Raw genomic sequence first — 17,488 nt, 5'->3', positions numbered from 1 at the left:
GGTTAACGCTATAGCCTGCAGGTATAATTTCTCAGGTTTCGGTAAAACAGAATGATAATGATGTGCTTATGAAGCTGCCGTCAGGGGAGGTGAAAGAATTGAACAAAACGGAACTGATTGCGAAAGTAGCCGAATTGACTGACCTTTCCAAGAAGGATGCATCTAAAGCGGTTGATGCTGTTTTCGATGCTGTCTCCGATGCACTGCAAGGTGGAGATAAAGTACAGCTGGTAGGATTCGGAAACTTCGAGGTTAAAAGCCGCGAAGCTCGTAAAGGACGCAATCCTCAAACGGGTCAAGAAATCGATATCCCAGCAAGCAAAATCCCGACTTTTAAAGCCGGTAAATCTCTAAAAGACCTTGTCTCCAAATAAGACTCGGCAGCAGCCGACTGATAACGCCCGAATGCCACAAGCATTCGGGCGTTTTTCATGTCTTACTGTGATTGCAGCACCAGCCTGAAATGCTATTGACAAGATTGTCTAATTCCAGTACACTGAGCCTTGCAGTTCTTGGGTTTTGTTAGAAAAGCGGTGTCAATTGGACGCTGGCGGCTAAGCCGCTTCTGCCCGAGTATTTTATCTTACAGCCATAACTGCCGTCCTGAGCGCTCGTTCGGGAGGCATTTTTTTAAAATGAGGAGGACGTCAAGATGAATGACTTGCAGGGCGATTACATCGTTATTAAAGCGAAAGCGCAGGGTGTGCAAGTGATCGGTTTGACTCGGGGACAAGATACAAAGTTTCACCATACGGAGAAGCTGGATAAGAATGAAGTATTAATTTGTCAATTTACGGATCATACCTCGGCAATAAAAATCCGCGGAAGAGCAACCGTTATGACCAAGTATGGAACGGTGGATACAGAAGACTAATGATAAGCAGGCATAGCCTGCTTTTTTAGTTTGTACAATAAGAAGAGTAGGACATTCTCGGGACGGAGGCTTAGCATCATGTCCATAAGAAAAAGGCTGCTCTTCACACTGGCAATTACGCTCGCGATTACCGTTTCCTTATCGCTTCTCCCGCATTCTTTCCAGGCAACACCAGCGCCTAATGGTGATGTAGCTGTATTTCGAACCATAACTGTGAAACGGTTAAGCTCGGATAATTTGGTTGATTCAATGATCGGCCTGCAGCTGACATTGCAGCTGAAGCGGGTTGTTTGGAAACAGGCTGTGCTGTCCGTTGATTTATCGGTTGAAGAATTCGGTAATAATACGAAGGTATGGATGGGTGATTTGGAGCGGCTTTTGGTATTGTCGTTTATAAAGGCAGAGAACGTAAACCGGATCCTTGTCCGTTTCGTCGGGCCCGATTCTCAGAAGGCTGAAGGGGCTGACGGAGCCGACCGTGTCATCGCTGCGGCTGATGTCCGGCGCACTGATCAATGGCTGGCAACCGATTTATCCAAGCTGGGGGATTCCGACCCGTTTCAGGAAATTATATGGAAACAGCGCTTAAGGCTGATTATTTCCGGGAACAGCTCCAAAACGCCAGAGACAGCCAACTTTTGAAAAATATTGTCCAGCTGCTTGCGTTTGCGTGACGAACGTCCTTCATGTAGCGAAACGATAAACAAAATGGTATAATAATTAAGATTATAGAACAGCAAGAGTTGCGCTGTCTGTCCGGAGGCTTGACCATATGAAACCTTATAAAGTACCAGAAATCGCCAAGAAGTACGTGGAATACGATATGATTCAAACGTACACGGAGCTGCCGGATTTTCCTGATTCACGGATTCGGCTGCTTTTCACTTTTCTAGCGAATCAGCGCACACCGCTTCTGCACAGTGAGCTCTACTCGCTTGCAGCATCGCTCGTTCAGATCGGGATGGATACACATGACATGATTGATTCAGATTCAGGTCATGTTCCTGAGAGGGAAATGCGCTCCAGGCAGCTAAGAGTGCTTGCAGGCGATTATTTCAGCAGCCGATTCTATCACCTTCTGTCACAAGCAGGTCAGGTCGATATGGTTCGCCGCATTAGTGACGGTGTTTGTGAAGTAAACAAGCTTAAAGTGAATTTTTACATGCGAATGAAACAGCTGAAGATGAATGCGGAAGACTATTTAACCCAGTGCATCCAGTTAAAAACAGAATTATTCCACGCCTTTACGGGAATTCTGGATGAGAAAATGGTTCGTGTTTGGCAGGAACTGCTTCATGGTGTTGGACAATGCGAAGTGGTATTGGACGAGTTAACACGCAGCGAGAAACCCGAACAGTTCAGCGAAAGCTGGGCTTATTGGCACGTTTTGAGTGAAGGGACGGAAGAAGAAAAACGGGTCTTGATGAACAAGACCGGGGAAACCTCATTCGTTTCATCGCTGTTAACCAAATACGACATTCGCGGTCAATTGGCCCAGAAGCTTCAGCAATCCGTGTCGCAAATACAGGCTGTCGCATCACGTCTGGAGTCCGATAAGCTTGTTCGCGAACTTATGCAAATTGGAGAGACGTTTGTGCGTCCGCTTATGCCGGCTGCCTCGGCCCTCAACGAGAGAAGGTAACTAAACAATGCAATCCAAATCAAAAGAACAGCATGTTCATGCGGTGTTTGAAAGCATCGCACCCAAATACGATTTGATGAATGATCTGCTCAGCTTCCGCAGACATAAAGCGTGGCGGGCCTTTACGATGCGAAAAATGGACGTCAAGCCGGGCGCAACGGCCATCGATCTGTGCTGCGGCACATGCGACTGGACGATTGCGCTCGCTCGCGCTAGTAAGACAGGCAAGACGATTGGGCTGGACTTTAGTCAGCATATGCTTGATTTCGGGCAGCAGAAAGTCAACCGGGAAGGTCTGGAAGGTCAAATTTCACTCCTTCACGGCAATGCGATGCAGCTTCCTTTTGAGGATAATCATTTTGATTATGCGACGATTGGATTTGGCCTTCGCAACGTGCCAGATTTAGTACAGGTTCTGAAAGAAATGAAACGTGTAGTTAAGCCTGGCGGACAAGTCGTGTGCCTGGAATTGTCCAAGCCGGTTTGGCAGCCGTTCAAATCCATTTATTATTTTTACTTCGAACGGATCTTACCGGGTCTTGGAAAGCTCTTCGCGAAGAAATATGAGCAGTACAAATGGCTCCCTGAGTCTCTGAAGGTATTTCCTGATTTGAACCAATTGGCTGATATTTACCGAGAAGAAGTTGGTTTCCGGAACGTACGCGTTTACCCCTTAACTGGCGGAATTGCTGCGTTACACATTGGGACGAAGGGAACAGACGGAGCATGATTCGCAAAATTGGCATTATTCTTGAAATGATTAAATTTGAGCACACCATATTCGCTCTTCCATTTGCTTTCATGGGCGCGCTTTTGGGCGCGGTTATGATGGAGAAAAGACTGCCTGAGTGGAGTGAGATCGGCTGGATTATCCTTGCCATGATCGGAGCTAGAAGTGCTGCGATGGGTCTTAACCGCGTCATCGACAGTGCCATTGATAAGAAGAATCCGCGAACGGAGCAGAGGGCGATCCCGGCAGGACTTCTGAAGGTTGGAGAGGTCATTTTATTCATCGCCGTTTCCTTTGTTCTTCTGTTCGTAGCAGCTGCGAAACTGGATCCCATCTGCTTGAAGCTGATGCCGATTGCCGTTTTCATGCTTGTTCTTTACTCCTACACGAAGCGTTTCACCTGGCTGTGCCATGTCGTACTTGGGCTTACGATCGGGTTGGCTCCGCTTGGTGCATGGGTAGCGATCACCGGACATTTGGATTTATCCGCTTGGCTTCTGTATGGAGCGGTTGCATTTTGGCTGGCGGGCTTTGATATTATCTACGCATGTCAGGATTTCGACTTTGACCGCAGGGAAGGCGTTTATTCGATCCCGGCTCGCTTTGGACTGAATGGTGCTCTTTGGATTGCGAGAGTGTTCCATTTCTTAACAGCTGCCGGCTTTATCCTGCTCTTCTGGATGACAGATCTTAGCTGGGGATATCTGATTGGAACCATCATCGCTGCGGTTATTTTGTTCTATGAACACTGGCTTGTGAAGCCTAACGATATGAGCCGGGTTCAAACCGCCTTTTTCACGATGAACGGAACACTGAGTACGGTATTGTTCGCCTTTACCCTGCTTGATTTGGTGGTGCTGCGCAAGTGGTAGAAGAGCCTCCTGCAGCGCGGAAGCGCTGGGTAGTCGGGATTACCGGTGCCAGCGGGTCTATATACGGCATTCGCTTAATTGAAAATTTACTGGCTTCGCAGGCGGATGTTCATCTTGTAGTTACTGAAGCCGGCTGGCGGGTGCTGAAAGAGGAGATGGGCTGGGACATAACCAAGCGGTTAGCGGCCCTCGCTGCGGTCTTCCATGAATCATTAGAACGAAAGCAGCTGACTCTGCATCCCAACGCGGATATTGGCGCTTCTATCGCAAGCGGATCATTTCGGGTAGAAGGCATGATTATCATGCCGTGCTCTATGGGAACACTGGCTTCCATTGCACACGGAATTTCAGATGATTTGATGACTCGTGCTGCGGATGTTATGCTGAAAGAAGGGCGCAAGCTGCTGCTTGTACCGCGCGAAACGCCGCTGCATGCCATACATTTGGAAAATATGCTGACACTTGCTAAAATGGGCGTAAAGCTTATTCCTGCGATGCCGGCTTTCTATTATGGACCTCTGTCCATTGAGGATATGATTAATTTTCTTGTTGGAAAAGTGCTCGATCAGCTTCCACTGGATCATGATTTGTACAGAAGATGGGGAGATGAGCAGCATGGGATTTAATCGACCGATAACTATCGGACGCATTGACTATGCTAACGTTTGGCCGATTTTTCATTATGCGGAGCAATGGCTTCCGCAGGATCGGTTTGTTATTGATAGACGTGTTCCGTCCGAGTTGAACAAAGCGCTCCATAAAGGGGAAGTTGATATAACTTCAATGTCCTCCTATGCTTATGCGGAGCATGCTGACGATTACATCATTTTGCCTAACTTATCTGTTAGTGCGAAAGCAAGGGTAAACTCGATCTTGCTCATTACGAGGAAGCCGATTGAGACTGTATTGAACGGTACAATCGCTTTGACATCCACATCCGCAACATCAGTTAACTTATTGAGAATTATCATGTCGCTTTATTATCAGGCAAGCCCATCCTATATTACGATGGAGCCTTCGCTTGATTCCATGCTGGAACAAGCGGATGCGGCGCTCCTGATTGGGGATAATGCGATTCATGCATCATGGGAAAGTGAAGGATATACCGTAATTGACCTGGGGGAGCTGTGGAAGAACTGGACCGGTTACGGAATGACATTCGCGCTTGTCGCCGTTCGGAAGACGACGGCGGCAGCAGAACCAGAGGCGGTGGCAGCTGTGCTGCATGCTTTGACGGAAAGCAAACGGTTTAGTTTGGCAGATTTGACACCGCTCATCAACAAGGCCTGCGAACAGCTTGGCGGGGAAAGCTCTTATTGGAGACGTTACTTTCAAGAATTAAATTATGATTTTGGTGAGGAAGAACAGGCCGGGCTGGAGCTGTATTTTAAATACGCCAAACAGCTGGGACTGCTGAATGACGACATTCACATGCAATTTTTTGTAGACCATACTGCCCTACAGGTGAACGAATGAAACTACTTGATATTTACGCCAAAATGAAAAGTGACCTCGATGTCATCGAGGGACAGCTCGCGCGAAGCGTGACCTCTGATCACGAACTGCTAAGTGAAACATCAACCCATCTTTTGAAAGCGGGAGGCAAGCGAATCCGTCCCGTTTTTGTTCTGCTTGCAGGCAAATTCGGCGATTACCGCTTGAATGTGCTTGAGAGAATCGCAGTTCCGCTTGAATTGATCCACATGGCATCGCTGGTGCATGATGATGTAATCGATAATGCCGAAACACGGCGTGGACAGCTCACGGTTAAAGCCAAATGGGATAACCGGATTGCGATGTATACCGGTGACTATATCTACGGCAAGGCTCTGACGATTGTCACTGATTTGAATAATCCGGTCATCCATCAGATTCTGTCTAAAGCGATGGTTCAGATGTGCATCGGAGAGATGGAGCAGATTCGAGATTTCTTTAATACGGAACAGTCGGTTCGTAATTATTTGCTCCGTATTCGCCGTAAAACGGCACTCTTAATCGCCGTAAGCTGCCAATTAGGGGCGATAGCGTCAGGAGCGGGTCATCGAAGCGCCAATCTGCTCTACAAGTTTGGGTATAACGTTGGCATGGCTTTTCAGATTCGAGATGATTTACTCGATCTGCTCGGAACCGAGAAACAGATCGGCAAGCCCCCAGGCTCGGACATCAAGCAGGGTAATATGACATTGCCTGTTCTTCTTGCCCTTCAAGAGTCTTCTATTAAAGAACCATTATTATACGAAATAAAAAAAATTCAGGAGTCGAATGGAGCAGGGGATACGACGAAGGCGTTGAATTTTATACGTAAGAGCGCCGGCATTCAAGTTGCCGAGGAGATGGCCACCCGTTATATCAATAAGGCTATCCAAGCTCTAAGCGGTCTGCCGAATATCCCGGCTAAGAAGAATTTGACCGACATTGCTCATTTCGTAGCAAAAAGGAACTACTAATGAATTTAAGTAGGAGGTAGAGAACGGATGGAGAGAACCTTTTTAATGGTCAAGCCTGATGGCGTACAGCGTGGATTAATCGGTGAAATTGTTTCCCGTTTTGAACGAAAGGGTTTGAAGCTTGCTGCTGCAAAATTTATGCAGATTACGCCAGAGCTTGCTGAACGTCACTATGCAGAGCATGTGGGCAAAGCTTTCTATCCACCGCTCGTCCAATTTGTTACGTCTTCGCCGGTATTTGCTATGGTTTGGCAGGGGGATAACGTGATCGCTTTAACGCGCGCACTCATTGGTAAGACAGATGCAATCGAGGCAGCGCCCGGCACGATCCGGTCTGATTATGCTGTACATACGAATTTTAATCTCATACACGGCTCTGATTCACCGGCTAGTGCCGAACGCGAGATCGGTATATTCTTTTCTCCGGAAGAAGTACTGGAATATGAACATTCTATCCAGCGCTGGATTTAAAGCAGGCATTCATCATAGTCAGTAGCAGCGGGGGAATATCGCTTGGTGGATATGGATTTCGATTTATTTGTAAAACGAATGAAAGCGAAAACAGATATCGATCTTTCGCAGTACAAAGAAGCGCAAATGAAACGCAGGCTGACTACGCTGAGGCAGAAGAACGGGTTTCATACATTTGCCTCTTACTTTGATGCTATTGAGCTCGACAGCAAGCTTCTGAACGAATTTCTGGATCGGATGACAATCAATGTTTCCGAATTTTGGCGCAATCCGGGCAGATGGGAAGCGATGGAGAAGAAATTCATTCCGGAGATGCTGAAGAGCGGCGGGCGCATTAAGATTTGGAGTGCCGCATGCTCGACGGGCGAAGAGCCATACACACTGGCAATGATAGCCGCTGAGATGGGCGCGCAAGACCGCACTGCAATTCTCGCAACGGATTTGGATGCGATCGTTTTGCAAAAGGCATCGCAAGGTGTCTACCACGAACGTTCTGTCCGGGACGTTCCGCGTTCATACCTGCAGAAGTATTTCTCCAAACAAGATCAGGATCATTATGTGATTAACAGCCAACTAAACAAATCAATTGTTTTTAAACAGCAAAATCTTCTGCATGATTCCTTTGATTCAGGCTTTGATATTATCGTTTGCCGCAATGTTATGATCTATTTTACAGAGGAAGCTAAGCATCTTCTCTATCAAAAGTTCGCGAACGCACTTCGTCCTGGCGGCCTGCTGTTTGTAGGCAGTACGGAACAAATTTTTACGCCTTCTCAATATGATTTTGAATCTGCTGAAACATTCTTTTACCGTAAACGCTCCTGAACCGTGTATACCGTTTTCCAACTTCTCCAATACTGTAGATAACCTGTTAGTGTTGGAGGAAGCAAGAATGGACAAACGGAAAGTGATCGCGGCTTATCAAAGAGGGTTTATGAATGTCCACGAATGCGCACAGCTGCTGGGGATTGATCTCGATCAAATAGCAGGTTTAATCAATGATCCGCGTTTGAGAACGGACCCGCAGCAGGTGTTACTTGGCAAACGATCGGTTAACGGTTGAAGAAACGCAAGGACCAAGCTGTCGGCCGCCCTTCTTTAAGGTGCGGATGACAGCTTTTTGCTATGTTAGGGCGATTTAGAAGAGAGGTTGTATTCCTTGTCAAACCGACTAGGCTATACTATAATGAGCAAAGATATTTGGGCTGATATACATAACCGGATGGAACGCACGCGTGGTGTTCGGATTGAAGGAGGAGCTTTACCGTGAGTTTACGATATTTGACAGCAGGAGAGACGCATGGTCCGCAGCTTACAGCTATTATTGAAGGGCTGCCGAGCAATTTGCAATTAGATTTTGAGGAATTGAATTTTCAGCTGCACCGTCGTCAAAAAGGCCATGGCCGTGGGCGCCGTATGCAGATTGAGAAGGATACAGCGAACATTGTAGGCGGCGTTCGCCACGGAAAAACAACGGGGGCGCCTGTTGCGCTTGTCGTTGCGAACAATGACTGGAAGCACTGGACGACTGTTATGAATATCGAGCCGATCGAGGGCGGAGACGAAGAGAAGCGCCGTGTGCATCGTCCTCGTCCGGGACATGCCGATCTTAATGGCGGTCTCAAATATAACTTGAAGGACCTACGCAACGTGCTGGAGCGCTCCAGTGCACGGGAAACAGCAGCACGCGTGGCTGTTGGAGCGGTTGCGCGTCAATTCCTCGCCGCCTTTGGCATCAAAGTGGCAGGTCAAGTCATTCGAATCGGAGAAATTGTGGCCCCGGCTAACAATCTGCCGATTGATGAACTCATACGTTTAACGGAAGAATCTTCGGTACGGGTGGTCGACAAAGAAACGGAAGAGAAGATGACCGCTTATATTGATCAAATTAAAGCGGAAGGCGATTCCATCGGCGGTATAGTGGAATGTGTGGTAGAAGGCGTACCGATCGGTCTTGGCAGCCATGTTCAATATGACCGCAAGCTGGATGGCCGTATTGCGCAAGCGGTAGTTTCAATTAATGCGTTCAAAGGCTGTGAAATCGGAATCGGCTTTGAGGCCGGCACAATCAAAGGTTCACAGGTTCATGATGAAATTCTCTATTCGGAGGAGCGGGGCTATCACCGTGCTACGAATCGGCTGGGCGGATTTGAAGGCGGTATGACCAATGGTGAGCCGATCATTGTTCGCGGAGTCATGAAACCGATACCGACCTTGTACAAGCCGCTGCAAAGCGTGGATATCGATACGAAAGAACCGTTCACAGCACAAGTGGAACGTTCGGATAGCTGTGCAGTCCCGGCAGCAAGTGTTGTCATGGAGCATGTAGTGGCTTGGGAAGTAGCCAAAGCATTCCTTGAGAAGTTTGGCGGCGATTCCATGGAAGAAATCCGAGCGAACTATGATCATTACTTGGCACAGCTGGAGCAGTACTAATGGAGCAGATGCGCGAGTTACTCGTTGAGCTGGGAGAGCGCACTTATCCGATTTATATTGGCGAGGGACTGTTGAATGCAGCGGGTGATTTATTTACCCAGCGCGGTATCAGCGCCAAATCACCGCTTATGATTATTACAGACGAGAACGTTGTAGCTCAAGGACATTTAGACAAGCTGCAGGCTGTACTAATTGCTGCTGGGTTTAAAGTCGTTACTTCGGTTATTAATCCGGGTGAAAGTTCGAAGTCCTTGCTCGTCTTAGAAAAACTGATCGGGCAAGCGCTTGAAGAGGGTCTTGACCGCAAATCGACCATCGTTGCGCTGGGGGGGGGAGTTGTCGGTGATCTGGCCGGGTTCGTTGCGGCCTCCTACATGCGCGGCATTAAATTTATCCAGGTACCAACGACCATTCTTGCTCATGACAGCAGCGTTGGCGGTAAAGTAGCCGTCAATCATCCAATGGCTAAGAATATTATCGGTGCTTTTCATCAGCCGGAGCTTGTGCTGTATGATCTGGAAACCTTGCAAACATTGCCTAAGCGTGAGGTTAGCGCAGGATTGTCTGAAGTGGTCAAGCATGGTCTCATTTGGGACGAAGAGTTTGTTTCATGGTGCGACGAGAATGCGGAACGGCTGACAGCTCTTGATGCTGATGCGCTTGGCTATGCGTTGTTTAAAGGCTGCAGTGTAAAAGCGGCAGTCGTGTCCAAAGACGAGCGAGAGAATGATCTTCGTGCCATTCTGAATCTGGGTCATACGATAGGTCATGCCTTGGAAGCGGTAGCCGGCTATGGCGAGCTGCTGCATGGGGAAGCGATCTCAATCGGAATGGTCGGTGCTGCTCGGCTGGGAGTCAAGCTTGGTGCATCTGAGGAAGTCTACACGGTTACGAAACGCGTCTTATCTCGCGTGGGACTGCCGGTGAAGCTGCCTCCGCATTTGGACACGGATGCAATTATGGAAGCTATGCTTCATGATAAGAAGTTCATGGAAGGAACCATCGTGTTTATCGTCCCGGTTGAAATCGGCAAAGTAGAAATAAATAAATCCGTCTCCGCTGCTCTCGTTAGGGAGATTGTGGAACAATTGAAACAGGAGGCCGTTTAAGGATGAGTGTACGGGGAATACGCGGCGCCATTACGGTGGATGTTAATGAGGAACAGACTATACTGCAGGCTACGGTTGAATTACTGAATGGTATTGTGACAGCGAATAACATCGTTCCTGAAGAGATCTGCAGCGTGTTTATAACGGTAACAGGTGACTTGGACGATACGTTCCCGGCACGCGCGATCCGGCAAATGGGAGGCTGGGAGCTGGTACCGCTTATGTGCGCGCTTGAAGTGCCGGTTAAAGGCAGCCTGGAGAAATGTATCCGTCTTATGCTGCACGTCAACACAGACAAAACACAGAAAGAAATTGAGCATGTGTACTTGGGCAGGGCTCAGGCTCTTCGCCCGGATTTGACAAAAGCATAAGCAATTATCATGTATCACCGAGACTCATGGCTGTGCCTTTAGAGGTGCAGTTTGATGTTGACGGTTCATAAACGCTGGTGTATAGTGATTTGTAGTTAGTTTAGAGCAGAGCCTAGTGAGTTAGTGTTTGTGACGTTAGATGAGATGAGAAGAGCTGAGCGCAAGTTAACCATGAATACCATTTTCAAGCGTTGAACCCTAACGGGATTTCTGTCTTCAAGACGGATTCTTTGTTCATGGCTGCAGCGTCTATGATTGTGGTTCCAGCACTCATGATCCATCTTCTGACATGAACACTCCTGCTACTGCAGGAGTTTTTTTATTTTCCAAATGAGGAGAGATAGAGTATGAATCAGGAGCTGCAGCAGGTTATCAAACTTTCAGAAGCGTATAATTTAATTCCCATCGTTCGTCACGTGATGGCGGATACGGAGACACCGATACGGATATTCCAGCATTTTTATCGGGATCGGCAAGCGTTCCTGCTCGAAAGCGTGGAGGGCGGCGTGAAATGGGCGCGTTATTCCTTTATCGGTACCGATCCGTTTATGCTCATTCGCGGTAAGAATGGTGAAATGGTCATTGAGCAGAACGGTGAGACGAAGATTCTTCGTGAGAAACCGATTGAGCTGCTTAAAGCCCATTTGCGTGCTTATCGCAGCCCGGCGATTGCGGATCTGCCCCCATTTACCGGCGGGGCCATCGGTTTCTTCGGTTATGATCTTCTCCAATATTATGAGAAGCTTCCGCCTCACCGTGTGGATGATCTCAAGATGAATGATCTGCAATTCATGTTTTGCGATCAAGTTATCGTATTCGATCATTTCAAACAACAAATCCAAGTGATCGGCAATGTGCATATTCCGAAGGCAGCAACAGACGATGAGATTAAGAACGTCTATGAGGCCACCCTTGGCAAAATAGAAGCAACAATTGAACGGCTGCAGCAGCCGCTTCCGACTACAATAATGGCGGGCGGAGCAATTCCTGCGGATCCGGAACTCGGTGAAGTTTCCTCCAATTTAACCAAGGAGCAGTTTCTGTCCAACGTAGATCAAGCGAAAGAATATATTCGCGCAGGCGACATCTTTCAAGTTGTTCTGTCTCAGAGGTTTAATATTGAAACTGAGGTTGATCCGTTCCATGTTTACCGTGTGCTGCGGACGATGAATCCTTCCCCCTATATGTATTACTTGAAAATGGATGATGAAATCATCGTCGGCACATCACCGGAAGCATTGGTGAAGGTAGACGGCGAGCGGGTGGAGACGCGGCCAATTGCAGGGACAAGACCCCGCGGCAAGACGCCGGAGCAGGATTTGGCGCTGGAGCGCGAGCTGCTGGCAGATGAGAAGGAACGTGCCGAGCACTTAATGCTGGTTGACCTGGGCCGCAATGACATCGGCCGGGTATCTGAATTCGGAACGGTGCGCTGTGATTCCTACATGGATATTGAACGGTATTCGCATGTCATGCATATCGTCTCTAACGTATCAGGCAAGCTGAGGGAGGACAAAGATTTCTTCGATGCTTTCGTCTCTTGTATGCCGGCTGGGACCGTATCCGGCGCGCCGAAGCTCCGGGCAATGGGGATTATCGCAGAGCTTGAGAATGAAGCCCGCGGCGCTTATGCCGGAGCTATCGGATATCTCGGCTTCGGAGGAAGCTTGAATACGTGCATCACCATCCGTACATTGATCTTTAAGGATGGCAAAGCATACGTTCAATCAGGCGCCGGCATTGTATGGGATTCTGTACCGGAGAACGAGTATCAGGAAACGGTCAACAAAGCGATGGCGATGCTTAAAGCGGTCCGTGCAGCAGAAGCGGCGTTTACAGTTCCGCTTAAGAGCGAGAGTATGATCAATATGGATTATTACGCGAATGCGGTTGTGGAAGGGTGAGCAGCGACGTGATGAATGAACCAATGACGATGCAGCGTGCGATAGCTGCTCTTATAACCGGACAGAATCTGACTCGCGAAGAAGCGCGTGCCACTATGAGCATCATTATGAGCGGTGAAGCGACAGACGCACAAATCGGTTCCGTTGCAACCGCCTTAAGGATGAAGGGTGAAACGAAGGATGAAATTACCGGCTTCGCCGAAGCGATGCGCGCTCACTCCAATCATGTTCATACGGAGCAGGAAGGTCTGCTTGATACCTGCGGGACCGGGGGTTCCGGTATCCATAAATTCAATATTTCGACAGCATCGGCTATCATTGCATCGGCTGCTGGCGTCCGCGTTGCCAAACATGGCAACCGTGCGATGTCAGGAAAGTCGGGCAGTGCTGATGTATTGGAAGCGCTGGGTGTCAATATTTCTTTGACAGCCGAGCAGGCCGGCCATTGTCTGGGATCGATCGGGATCTGCTTCATGTTCGCTCAGCTCTACCATCCTTCATTGAAACATGCAGCAGGTCCAAGACGGGAAATCGGCGTTCGGACGATCTTTAATATGTTAGGGCCCCTAACGAATCCGGCAGGAGCGGACCGCCAGCTGCTCGGTTTGTATGATCGCACCCGCACAGAAACAGTCGCACTGGTTCTGGGTGAGCTTGGATTGAAACGTGCGATGGTCGTGAGCAGCTTGGACGGCTTGGATGAAATCAGCATTTCATCACCGACACAAATATCGGAGCTCCATAATGGCATCGTAAGAACCTACGAAATAACGCCAGAGGAGCTGGGTCTTCCCGTTCATTCGCTATCGGAAGTGATCGGCGGAGATGCCGAAGTGAATGCAGCCATTATTCGACGTATCTTCAGCGGTGAGGAGCGCGGTGCTTACCGTGATATTGTTCTGGCTAATGCGGGAGCTTGCATGTACGTGGGAGGCTTAACGGAGTCCCTGCGCGCCGGTGCAGATGCCGCAGCTGCAATTATTGATTCCGGTAAAGCTGCCGAGAAGCTGGAGCAGCTAGTTCATACGACAGGAGAGTTTGCCTATGTTTCTTGATAAAATTGTTGCTTCCAAACGGAAAGAAGTAGATGATCTGGCGGAGCGCTTTTCACTGAATGACTATGAACGTAAGATTGCGGAGCTCCCGCCATGCAAAGGGTTTGAACGCGTCTTAGCGGGCGCAACCAAGCGCTCGATTGGATTGATTGCCGAAGTTAAGAAAGCTTCTCCCTCCAAAGGTCTGATCCGCGCAGACTTTGACCCGGTTGAACTGGCGCGGACCTATGAAACGGCTGGAGCAGACTGTATCTCTGTGCTTACGGATGAAGATTATTTTCAAGGGAAAAACGAATATTTGACCGCCGTGCGCGGAGCAGTTAATCTTCCGCTCCTTCGTAAGGATTTTACGGTAGACTATAAGCAGATTTATGAGGCTCGTGTTATAGGTGCGGATGCGATTTTGCTCATTGCTGCGATTCTTAGACCCTCACAATTATCTGAGTTTTATGATATTGCCAAGTCAATTGGTTTGGACGTGCTTGTCGAGGTTCATGATCAGGAAGAGATGGAGTCCGTGCTCGGCCTTGGTAAAGCTGGACTTGTAGGCATTAATAACCGGAATCTCCAAACCTTCGTTACGGATATCACTACAACGGAGAAGTTGATTGGACTCGTTCCAGAAGGAGTTACGGTCATCAGTGAAAGCTCGATTGCATCTCCCGGGGATATTGACTACGTGAAGTCCACAGGTGCGAAGGGTGTGCTTGTTGGTGAGTACTTTATGCGTCAGCCGGATGTGGCTGTTGCGGTTGAGGGATTAATGGGGCCGGTGAAGGCGCGATGACCCAAACGGAGAAGAGCCGCACCCGCGTCAAAATCTGCGGATTGCGCGATGTGGATACGATCAGGTCGATGAACCGTTTGCCAGTTGATGAAATCGGATTCGTATTCGCCAAGAGCCGCCGCCAGGTTTCTCCTGAGCTTGCTGGCGAGCTTATTCAAGAAGTGAAGCTGCTGCAGACACCGGCCGGCCAACCCCCGCGTACAGTCGGCGTATTTGTGAATGCTGAGCTCGAGAGTCTTCGGCAGCTGCTGCTTACCGCACCACTGGACGTGATTCAGCTACATGGTGAAGAAACGCCTGAGCTGTGTCATTCTATCCGGCAAGAATTGAATGTGGACGTCTGGAAGGTCTTCTCCGTCACGGAGAGCGAGCAGCATTCCAATTCTGATCATGATGGCTCAATCTCAGAAGGTCCGAAACGTCTGGAGCCGTACCGTGGTAAGGTTGATGCGTTTCTCATCGATACTGCCGGAGGGGGAACAGGACAAACCTTCGCCTGGCATGTGATCGACCGTTATGCGGCAGCGGCCAAATCCATCGGGGTTCCGCTTTACGTAGCCGGAGGCCTGCATCCAGATAATGTGAATGATTTATTGGAGCAGCATCATCCAGGCGGTGTTGATGTCTCCAGCGGAGTAGAAACTGAAGGTATCAAGGATTCAGACAAAATTAAAAGGTTTGTGGAAAGGGTGAAGCGAGTATGATTCAAGTCCCTGACGTAAACGGGCGGTTTGGAAAATTCGGCGGCCGTTATGTGCCGGAAACACTTATGAATGCACTGCTTGAGCTGGAAGAAGCCTACAACCATTACTCGAAAGATCCGGATTTTATTGCTGAGGTCCGTTATTTATTAAATCAATATTCAGGGCGTCCAACCTCTCTGTATTATGCAGAACGGCTTTCTGAGCATCTTGGCGGCGCCAAGGTTTATTTGAAGAGAGAGGACCTGAATCATACCGGTGCTCACAAAATAAACAACACAATCGGCCAAGGCGTGCTTGCCAAACGAATGGGCAAAACCAAAATCATTGCAGAAACAGGTGCAGGCCAACATGGTGTTGCTTCTGCAACGGTAGCGGCGCTGCTTGGCCTGGAATGTAAGGTATTCATGGGCGAAGAGGATACGAAGCGTCAAGAGCTGAATGTCTTCCGGATGCAGCTGCTCGGTGCAGAAGTTGTTCCTGTAATGTCAGGTACGCGCACACTTAAGGATGCTTGTAACGAAACGCTTCGTTACTGGGTCAGCAATGTTGAGGATACGTATTATATTTTGGGTTCCGTGACAGGACCGCATCCGTATCCGATGATGGTTCGTGATTTCCAGCGGATTATTGGCGATGAGACCCGCGAGCAGATTCAGAAGGAAGCCGGTCGGCTGCCGGATTATGTGGTTGCTGCAGTCGGCGGCGGCAGCAACGCGATCGGAATGTTCTATCCGTTCATCCAGGATGAATCTGTCCGTATGGTCGGCGTAGAGGCTGCAGGTAAAGGTATTGATACAATTGAACATGCAGCAACTATGACTAAAGGACGTCATGGTGTATTCCAAGGTTCTTTAAGCTATGTGTTGCAGGATGATTTCGGACAAGTACAGCCTGCACATTCCATCTCCGCCGGGCTCGATTATCCGGGTATCGGACCGGAGCATGCGTATCTGAAAGATACCGGCCGCGCTGAATATGTTCCGATTACAGATGCTGAAGCCATGGAAGCTCTGCAGCTGCTCACCAGGAAGGAAGGCATCATTCCTGCGCTGGAATCAGCGCATGCTATCGCACAGGTAATGAAGCTGGCTCCTACGCTGAGCAAGGACCAAATTGTTGTCGTTAACCTCTCCGGCCGTGGAGATAAAGACGTTCATACCATCATGGGATCATTAGGAGGTGGGACAGATGGCCGCTAATAATCTGATTGATGATGTATTCGGACAGCTCCGTGAGCAGGGGCAAGCAGCGTTAATTCCATTCGTAACGATTGGAGATCCGGACCTTAACACCTCGGTTGAAATCATTCAAGCGCTTGAGGAAGCCGGCGCTGATATGGTTGAGCTGGGAGTGCCTTACTCCGATCCGCTTGCAGACGGGCCGGTTATTCAACGTGCATCCGAACGGGCTCTGCAGAATGGCAGTATTTCGGTAGCGGATGTTATTCGTGTAGCGGAGAATGCGCGCAGCGCGGGAGTTAAGCTGCCTTTTATCTTATTCACTTATTACAATCCAGTCCTTCAATTCGGATTGGAGCGTTTCTTCAAGCTCGTCACCGAAAAAGGAATCAGCGGATTAATTATTCCCGATCTCCCCATTGAAGAGGATTCGGAAGTCAGAGCGATGGCGGAGGAAGCAAACATTCATCTGATTCCTCTTGTGGCTCCTACTTCAAACGACCGCGTTACACGCATTGCAAGCAAAGCCCGCGGCTTTGTGTATTGTGTCTCCTCACTAGGGGTTACAGGTGTTCGCGCGGACTTCCATAAAGGGATTGAAGAGTTTCTAGCGACCGTTCGAGGAGCGACCTCACTTCCGATCGCCGTAGGCTTCGGGATCTCCAGCCGTGAGCAGGTTGAACGGTTTGAGAAGCAGGCTGACGGCGTTATCGTAGGCAGCGCAATTGTCCGCAAAATCGAAGAGGTTGTGCCGCTGCTGCAGTCTTCGGATACTAAGCAGGACGGACTTGCCCAGATTCGTGATTTTGTTAAAGCGCTCAAGGGTTGAGGACAAGAGCCGCATTATTGGAATAAACCTTTTAAATCCATGGCACTTATGAGACAATATACAGCATAACGTTTGTAAC

General features: G+C 48.9%; 21 protein-coding genes. All 21 read left to right on the top strand.

The window, feature by feature from the left end:
* The first annotated feature begins 98 nt into the window (after positions 1-98).
* Positions 99-374 (top strand): HU family DNA-binding protein, encoded by a 276-nt coding sequence (locus tag ACFPYJ_RS17220; RefSeq protein ID WP_379189399.1) that lies wholly within the window; start codon positions 99-101, stop codon positions 372-374.
* A 278-nt stretch (positions 375-652) separates the two neighbouring features.
* Entirely contained in the window at positions 653-874 is a 222-nt protein-coding gene (gene mtrB, locus ACFPYJ_RS17215; protein WP_379189398.1) for a trp RNA-binding attenuation protein MtrB, read from the top strand.
* 78 nt (positions 875-952) lie between these two features.
* Complete coding sequence (locus ACFPYJ_RS17210; protein WP_379189397.1) at positions 953-1,516, top strand: hypothetical protein; 564 nt, start codon at positions 953-955, stop codon at positions 1,514-1,516.
* Between the two features lie 130 nt (positions 1,517-1,646).
* A complete protein-coding gene (locus ACFPYJ_RS17205; RefSeq protein ID WP_379189396.1) occupies positions 1,647-2,516 on the top strand; it encodes a heptaprenyl diphosphate synthase component 1 in 870 nt (289 codons plus the stop codon).
* A gap of 7 nt (positions 2,517-2,523) precedes the next feature.
* Positions 2,524-3,246, top strand: a complete 723-nt coding sequence (locus ACFPYJ_RS17200) for a demethylmenaquinone methyltransferase (protein WP_379189395.1) — start codon at positions 2,524-2,526, stop codon at positions 3,244-3,246.
* The gene (locus ACFPYJ_RS17195) at positions 3,243-4,118 is read left to right on the top strand and encodes a UbiA-like polyprenyltransferase (RefSeq protein WP_379189394.1); all 876 of its coding nucleotides are present in this window, start codon (positions 3,243-3,245) and stop codon (positions 4,116-4,118) included. Before ACFPYJ_RS17200 ends, ACFPYJ_RS17195 begins: the two co-directional genes overlap by 4 nt.
* Positions 4,112-4,744 carry a UbiX family flavin prenyltransferase gene (locus ACFPYJ_RS17190; protein WP_379189393.1) on the top strand — a complete coding sequence of 211 codons (633 nt, stop codon included), beginning with the start codon at positions 4,112-4,114 and terminating at the stop codon, positions 4,742-4,744. The genes ACFPYJ_RS17195 and ACFPYJ_RS17190 overlap by 7 nt, the downstream gene beginning before the upstream one ends.
* Positions 4,734-5,594, top strand: a complete 861-nt coding sequence (locus ACFPYJ_RS17185) for a menaquinone biosynthesis protein (RefSeq protein ID WP_379189392.1) — start codon at positions 4,734-4,736, stop codon at positions 5,592-5,594. The genes ACFPYJ_RS17190 and ACFPYJ_RS17185 overlap by 11 nt, the downstream gene beginning before the upstream one ends.
* A complete protein-coding gene (locus ACFPYJ_RS17180; RefSeq protein WP_379189391.1) occupies positions 5,591-6,565 on the top strand; it encodes a polyprenyl synthetase family protein in 975 nt (324 codons plus the stop codon). Before ACFPYJ_RS17185 ends, ACFPYJ_RS17180 begins: the two co-directional genes overlap by 4 nt.
* A gap of 27 nt (positions 6,566-6,592) precedes the next feature.
* Entirely contained in the window at positions 6,593-7,036 is a 444-nt protein-coding gene (gene ndk, locus ACFPYJ_RS17175) for a nucleoside-diphosphate kinase (RefSeq protein ID WP_379189390.1), read from the top strand.
* 42 nt (positions 7,037-7,078) lie between these two features.
* On the top strand, positions 7,079-7,861 hold the full coding sequence (locus tag ACFPYJ_RS17170) for a CheR family methyltransferase (RefSeq protein WP_379189389.1): 783 nt from the start codon (positions 7,079-7,081) through the stop codon (positions 7,859-7,861).
* A gap of 67 nt (positions 7,862-7,928) precedes the next feature.
* Positions 7,929-8,099, top strand: coding sequence for a hypothetical protein (locus tag ACFPYJ_RS17165; RefSeq protein WP_379189388.1), 171 nt, complete (start codon positions 7,929-7,931; stop codon positions 8,097-8,099).
* A gap of 203 nt (positions 8,100-8,302) precedes the next feature.
* Entirely contained in the window at positions 8,303-9,472 is a 1,170-nt protein-coding gene (gene aroC / locus ACFPYJ_RS17160; protein ID WP_379189387.1) for a chorismate synthase, read from the top strand.
* A gap of 8 nt (positions 9,473-9,480) precedes the next feature.
* A complete protein-coding gene (gene aroB, locus ACFPYJ_RS17155) occupies positions 9,481-10,581 on the top strand; it encodes a 3-dehydroquinate synthase (protein ID WP_379189514.1) in 1,101 nt (366 codons plus the stop codon).
* Between the two features lie 2 nt (positions 10,582-10,583).
* Entirely contained in the window at positions 10,584-10,952 is a 369-nt protein-coding gene (gene aroH / locus ACFPYJ_RS17150; RefSeq protein ID WP_379189386.1) for a chorismate mutase, read from the top strand.
* Between the two features lie 347 nt (positions 10,953-11,299).
* Positions 11,300-12,856 carry an anthranilate synthase component I gene (gene trpE, locus ACFPYJ_RS17145; protein ID WP_379189385.1) on the top strand — a complete coding sequence of 519 codons (1,557 nt, stop codon included), beginning with the start codon at positions 11,300-11,302 and terminating at the stop codon, positions 12,854-12,856.
* Positions 12,857-12,867: 11 nt separating this feature from the next.
* A complete protein-coding gene (gene trpD / locus ACFPYJ_RS17140; protein ID WP_379189513.1) occupies positions 12,868-13,911 on the top strand; it encodes an anthranilate phosphoribosyltransferase in 1,044 nt (347 codons plus the stop codon).
* Positions 13,901-14,698: an indole-3-glycerol phosphate synthase TrpC gene (gene trpC / locus ACFPYJ_RS17135; RefSeq protein ID WP_379189384.1), complete on the top strand. Its 798-nt coding sequence runs from the start codon at positions 13,901-13,903 to the stop codon at positions 14,696-14,698. Before trpD ends, trpC begins: the two co-directional genes overlap by 11 nt.
* Positions 14,695-15,402 (top strand): phosphoribosylanthranilate isomerase, encoded by a 708-nt coding sequence (locus ACFPYJ_RS17130; RefSeq protein WP_379189383.1) that lies wholly within the window; start codon positions 14,695-14,697, stop codon positions 15,400-15,402. The genes trpC and ACFPYJ_RS17130 overlap by 4 nt, the downstream gene beginning before the upstream one ends.
* On the top strand, positions 15,399-16,601 hold the full coding sequence (trpB, locus tag ACFPYJ_RS17125) for a tryptophan synthase subunit beta (RefSeq protein WP_379189382.1): 1,203 nt from the start codon (positions 15,399-15,401) through the stop codon (positions 16,599-16,601). The genes ACFPYJ_RS17130 and trpB overlap by 4 nt, the downstream gene beginning before the upstream one ends.
* Positions 16,591-17,409 carry a tryptophan synthase subunit alpha gene (trpA, locus tag ACFPYJ_RS17120; protein WP_379189381.1) on the top strand — a complete coding sequence of 273 codons (819 nt, stop codon included), beginning with the start codon at positions 16,591-16,593 and terminating at the stop codon, positions 17,407-17,409. Before trpB ends, trpA begins: the two co-directional genes overlap by 11 nt.
* Positions 17,410-17,488 lie beyond the last annotated feature (79 nt).

The sequence above is a fragment of the Paenibacillus solisilvae genome, assembly GCF_042656405.1.
Taxonomy (GTDB): Bacteria; Bacillota; Bacilli; order Paenibacillales; family Paenibacillaceae; genus Paenibacillus_Z; species Paenibacillus_Z solisilvae.
This window is presented reverse-complemented; position numbering and strand designations above follow the sequence as displayed.

Excerpts from the sequence above, each read along its gene's own strand:
- mtrB (WP_379189398.1), top strand. The coding sequence starts at position 653 with ATGAATGACTTGCAGGGCGATTACATCGTTATTAAAGCGAAAGCGCAG.
- ACFPYJ_RS17210 (WP_379189397.1), top strand. The coding sequence starts at position 953 with ATGTCCATAAGAAAAAGGCTGCTCTTCACACTGGCAATTACGCTCGCG.
- ACFPYJ_RS17205 (WP_379189396.1), top strand. The coding sequence starts at position 1,647 with ATGAAACCTTATAAAGTACCAGAAATCGCCAAGAAGTACGTGGAATAC.
- ACFPYJ_RS17200 (WP_379189395.1), top strand. The coding sequence starts at position 2,524 with ATGCAATCCAAATCAAAAGAACAGCATGTTCATGCGGTGTTTGAAAGC.
- ACFPYJ_RS17195 (WP_379189394.1), top strand. The coding sequence starts at position 3,243 with ATGATTCGCAAAATTGGCATTATTCTTGAAATGATTAAATTTGAGCAC.
- ACFPYJ_RS17185 (WP_379189392.1), top strand. The coding sequence starts at position 4,734 with ATGGGATTTAATCGACCGATAACTATCGGACGCATTGACTATGCTAAC.
- ACFPYJ_RS17180 (WP_379189391.1), top strand. The coding sequence starts at position 5,591 with ATGAAACTACTTGATATTTACGCCAAAATGAAAAGTGACCTCGATGTC.
- ndk (WP_379189390.1), top strand. The coding sequence starts at position 6,593 with ATGGAGAGAACCTTTTTAATGGTCAAGCCTGATGGCGTACAGCGTGGA.
- ACFPYJ_RS17165 (WP_379189388.1), top strand. The coding sequence starts at position 7,929 with ATGGACAAACGGAAAGTGATCGCGGCTTATCAAAGAGGGTTTATGAAT.
- aroB (WP_379189514.1), top strand. The coding sequence starts at position 9,481 with ATGCGCGAGTTACTCGTTGAGCTGGGAGAGCGCACTTATCCGATTTAT.
- aroH (WP_379189386.1), top strand. The coding sequence starts at position 10,584 with ATGAGTGTACGGGGAATACGCGGCGCCATTACGGTGGATGTTAATGAG.
- trpE (WP_379189385.1), top strand. The coding sequence starts at position 11,300 with ATGAATCAGGAGCTGCAGCAGGTTATCAAACTTTCAGAAGCGTATAAT.
- trpD (WP_379189513.1), top strand. The coding sequence starts at position 12,868 with ATGAATGAACCAATGACGATGCAGCGTGCGATAGCTGCTCTTATAACC.
- trpC (WP_379189384.1), top strand. The coding sequence starts at position 13,901 with ATGTTTCTTGATAAAATTGTTGCTTCCAAACGGAAAGAAGTAGATGAT.
- ACFPYJ_RS17130 (WP_379189383.1), top strand. The coding sequence starts at position 14,695 with ATGACCCAAACGGAGAAGAGCCGCACCCGCGTCAAAATCTGCGGATTG.
- trpB (WP_379189382.1), top strand. The coding sequence starts at position 15,399 with ATGATTCAAGTCCCTGACGTAAACGGGCGGTTTGGAAAATTCGGCGGC.
- trpA (WP_379189381.1), top strand. The coding sequence starts at position 16,591 with ATGGCCGCTAATAATCTGATTGATGATGTATTCGGACAGCTCCGTGAG.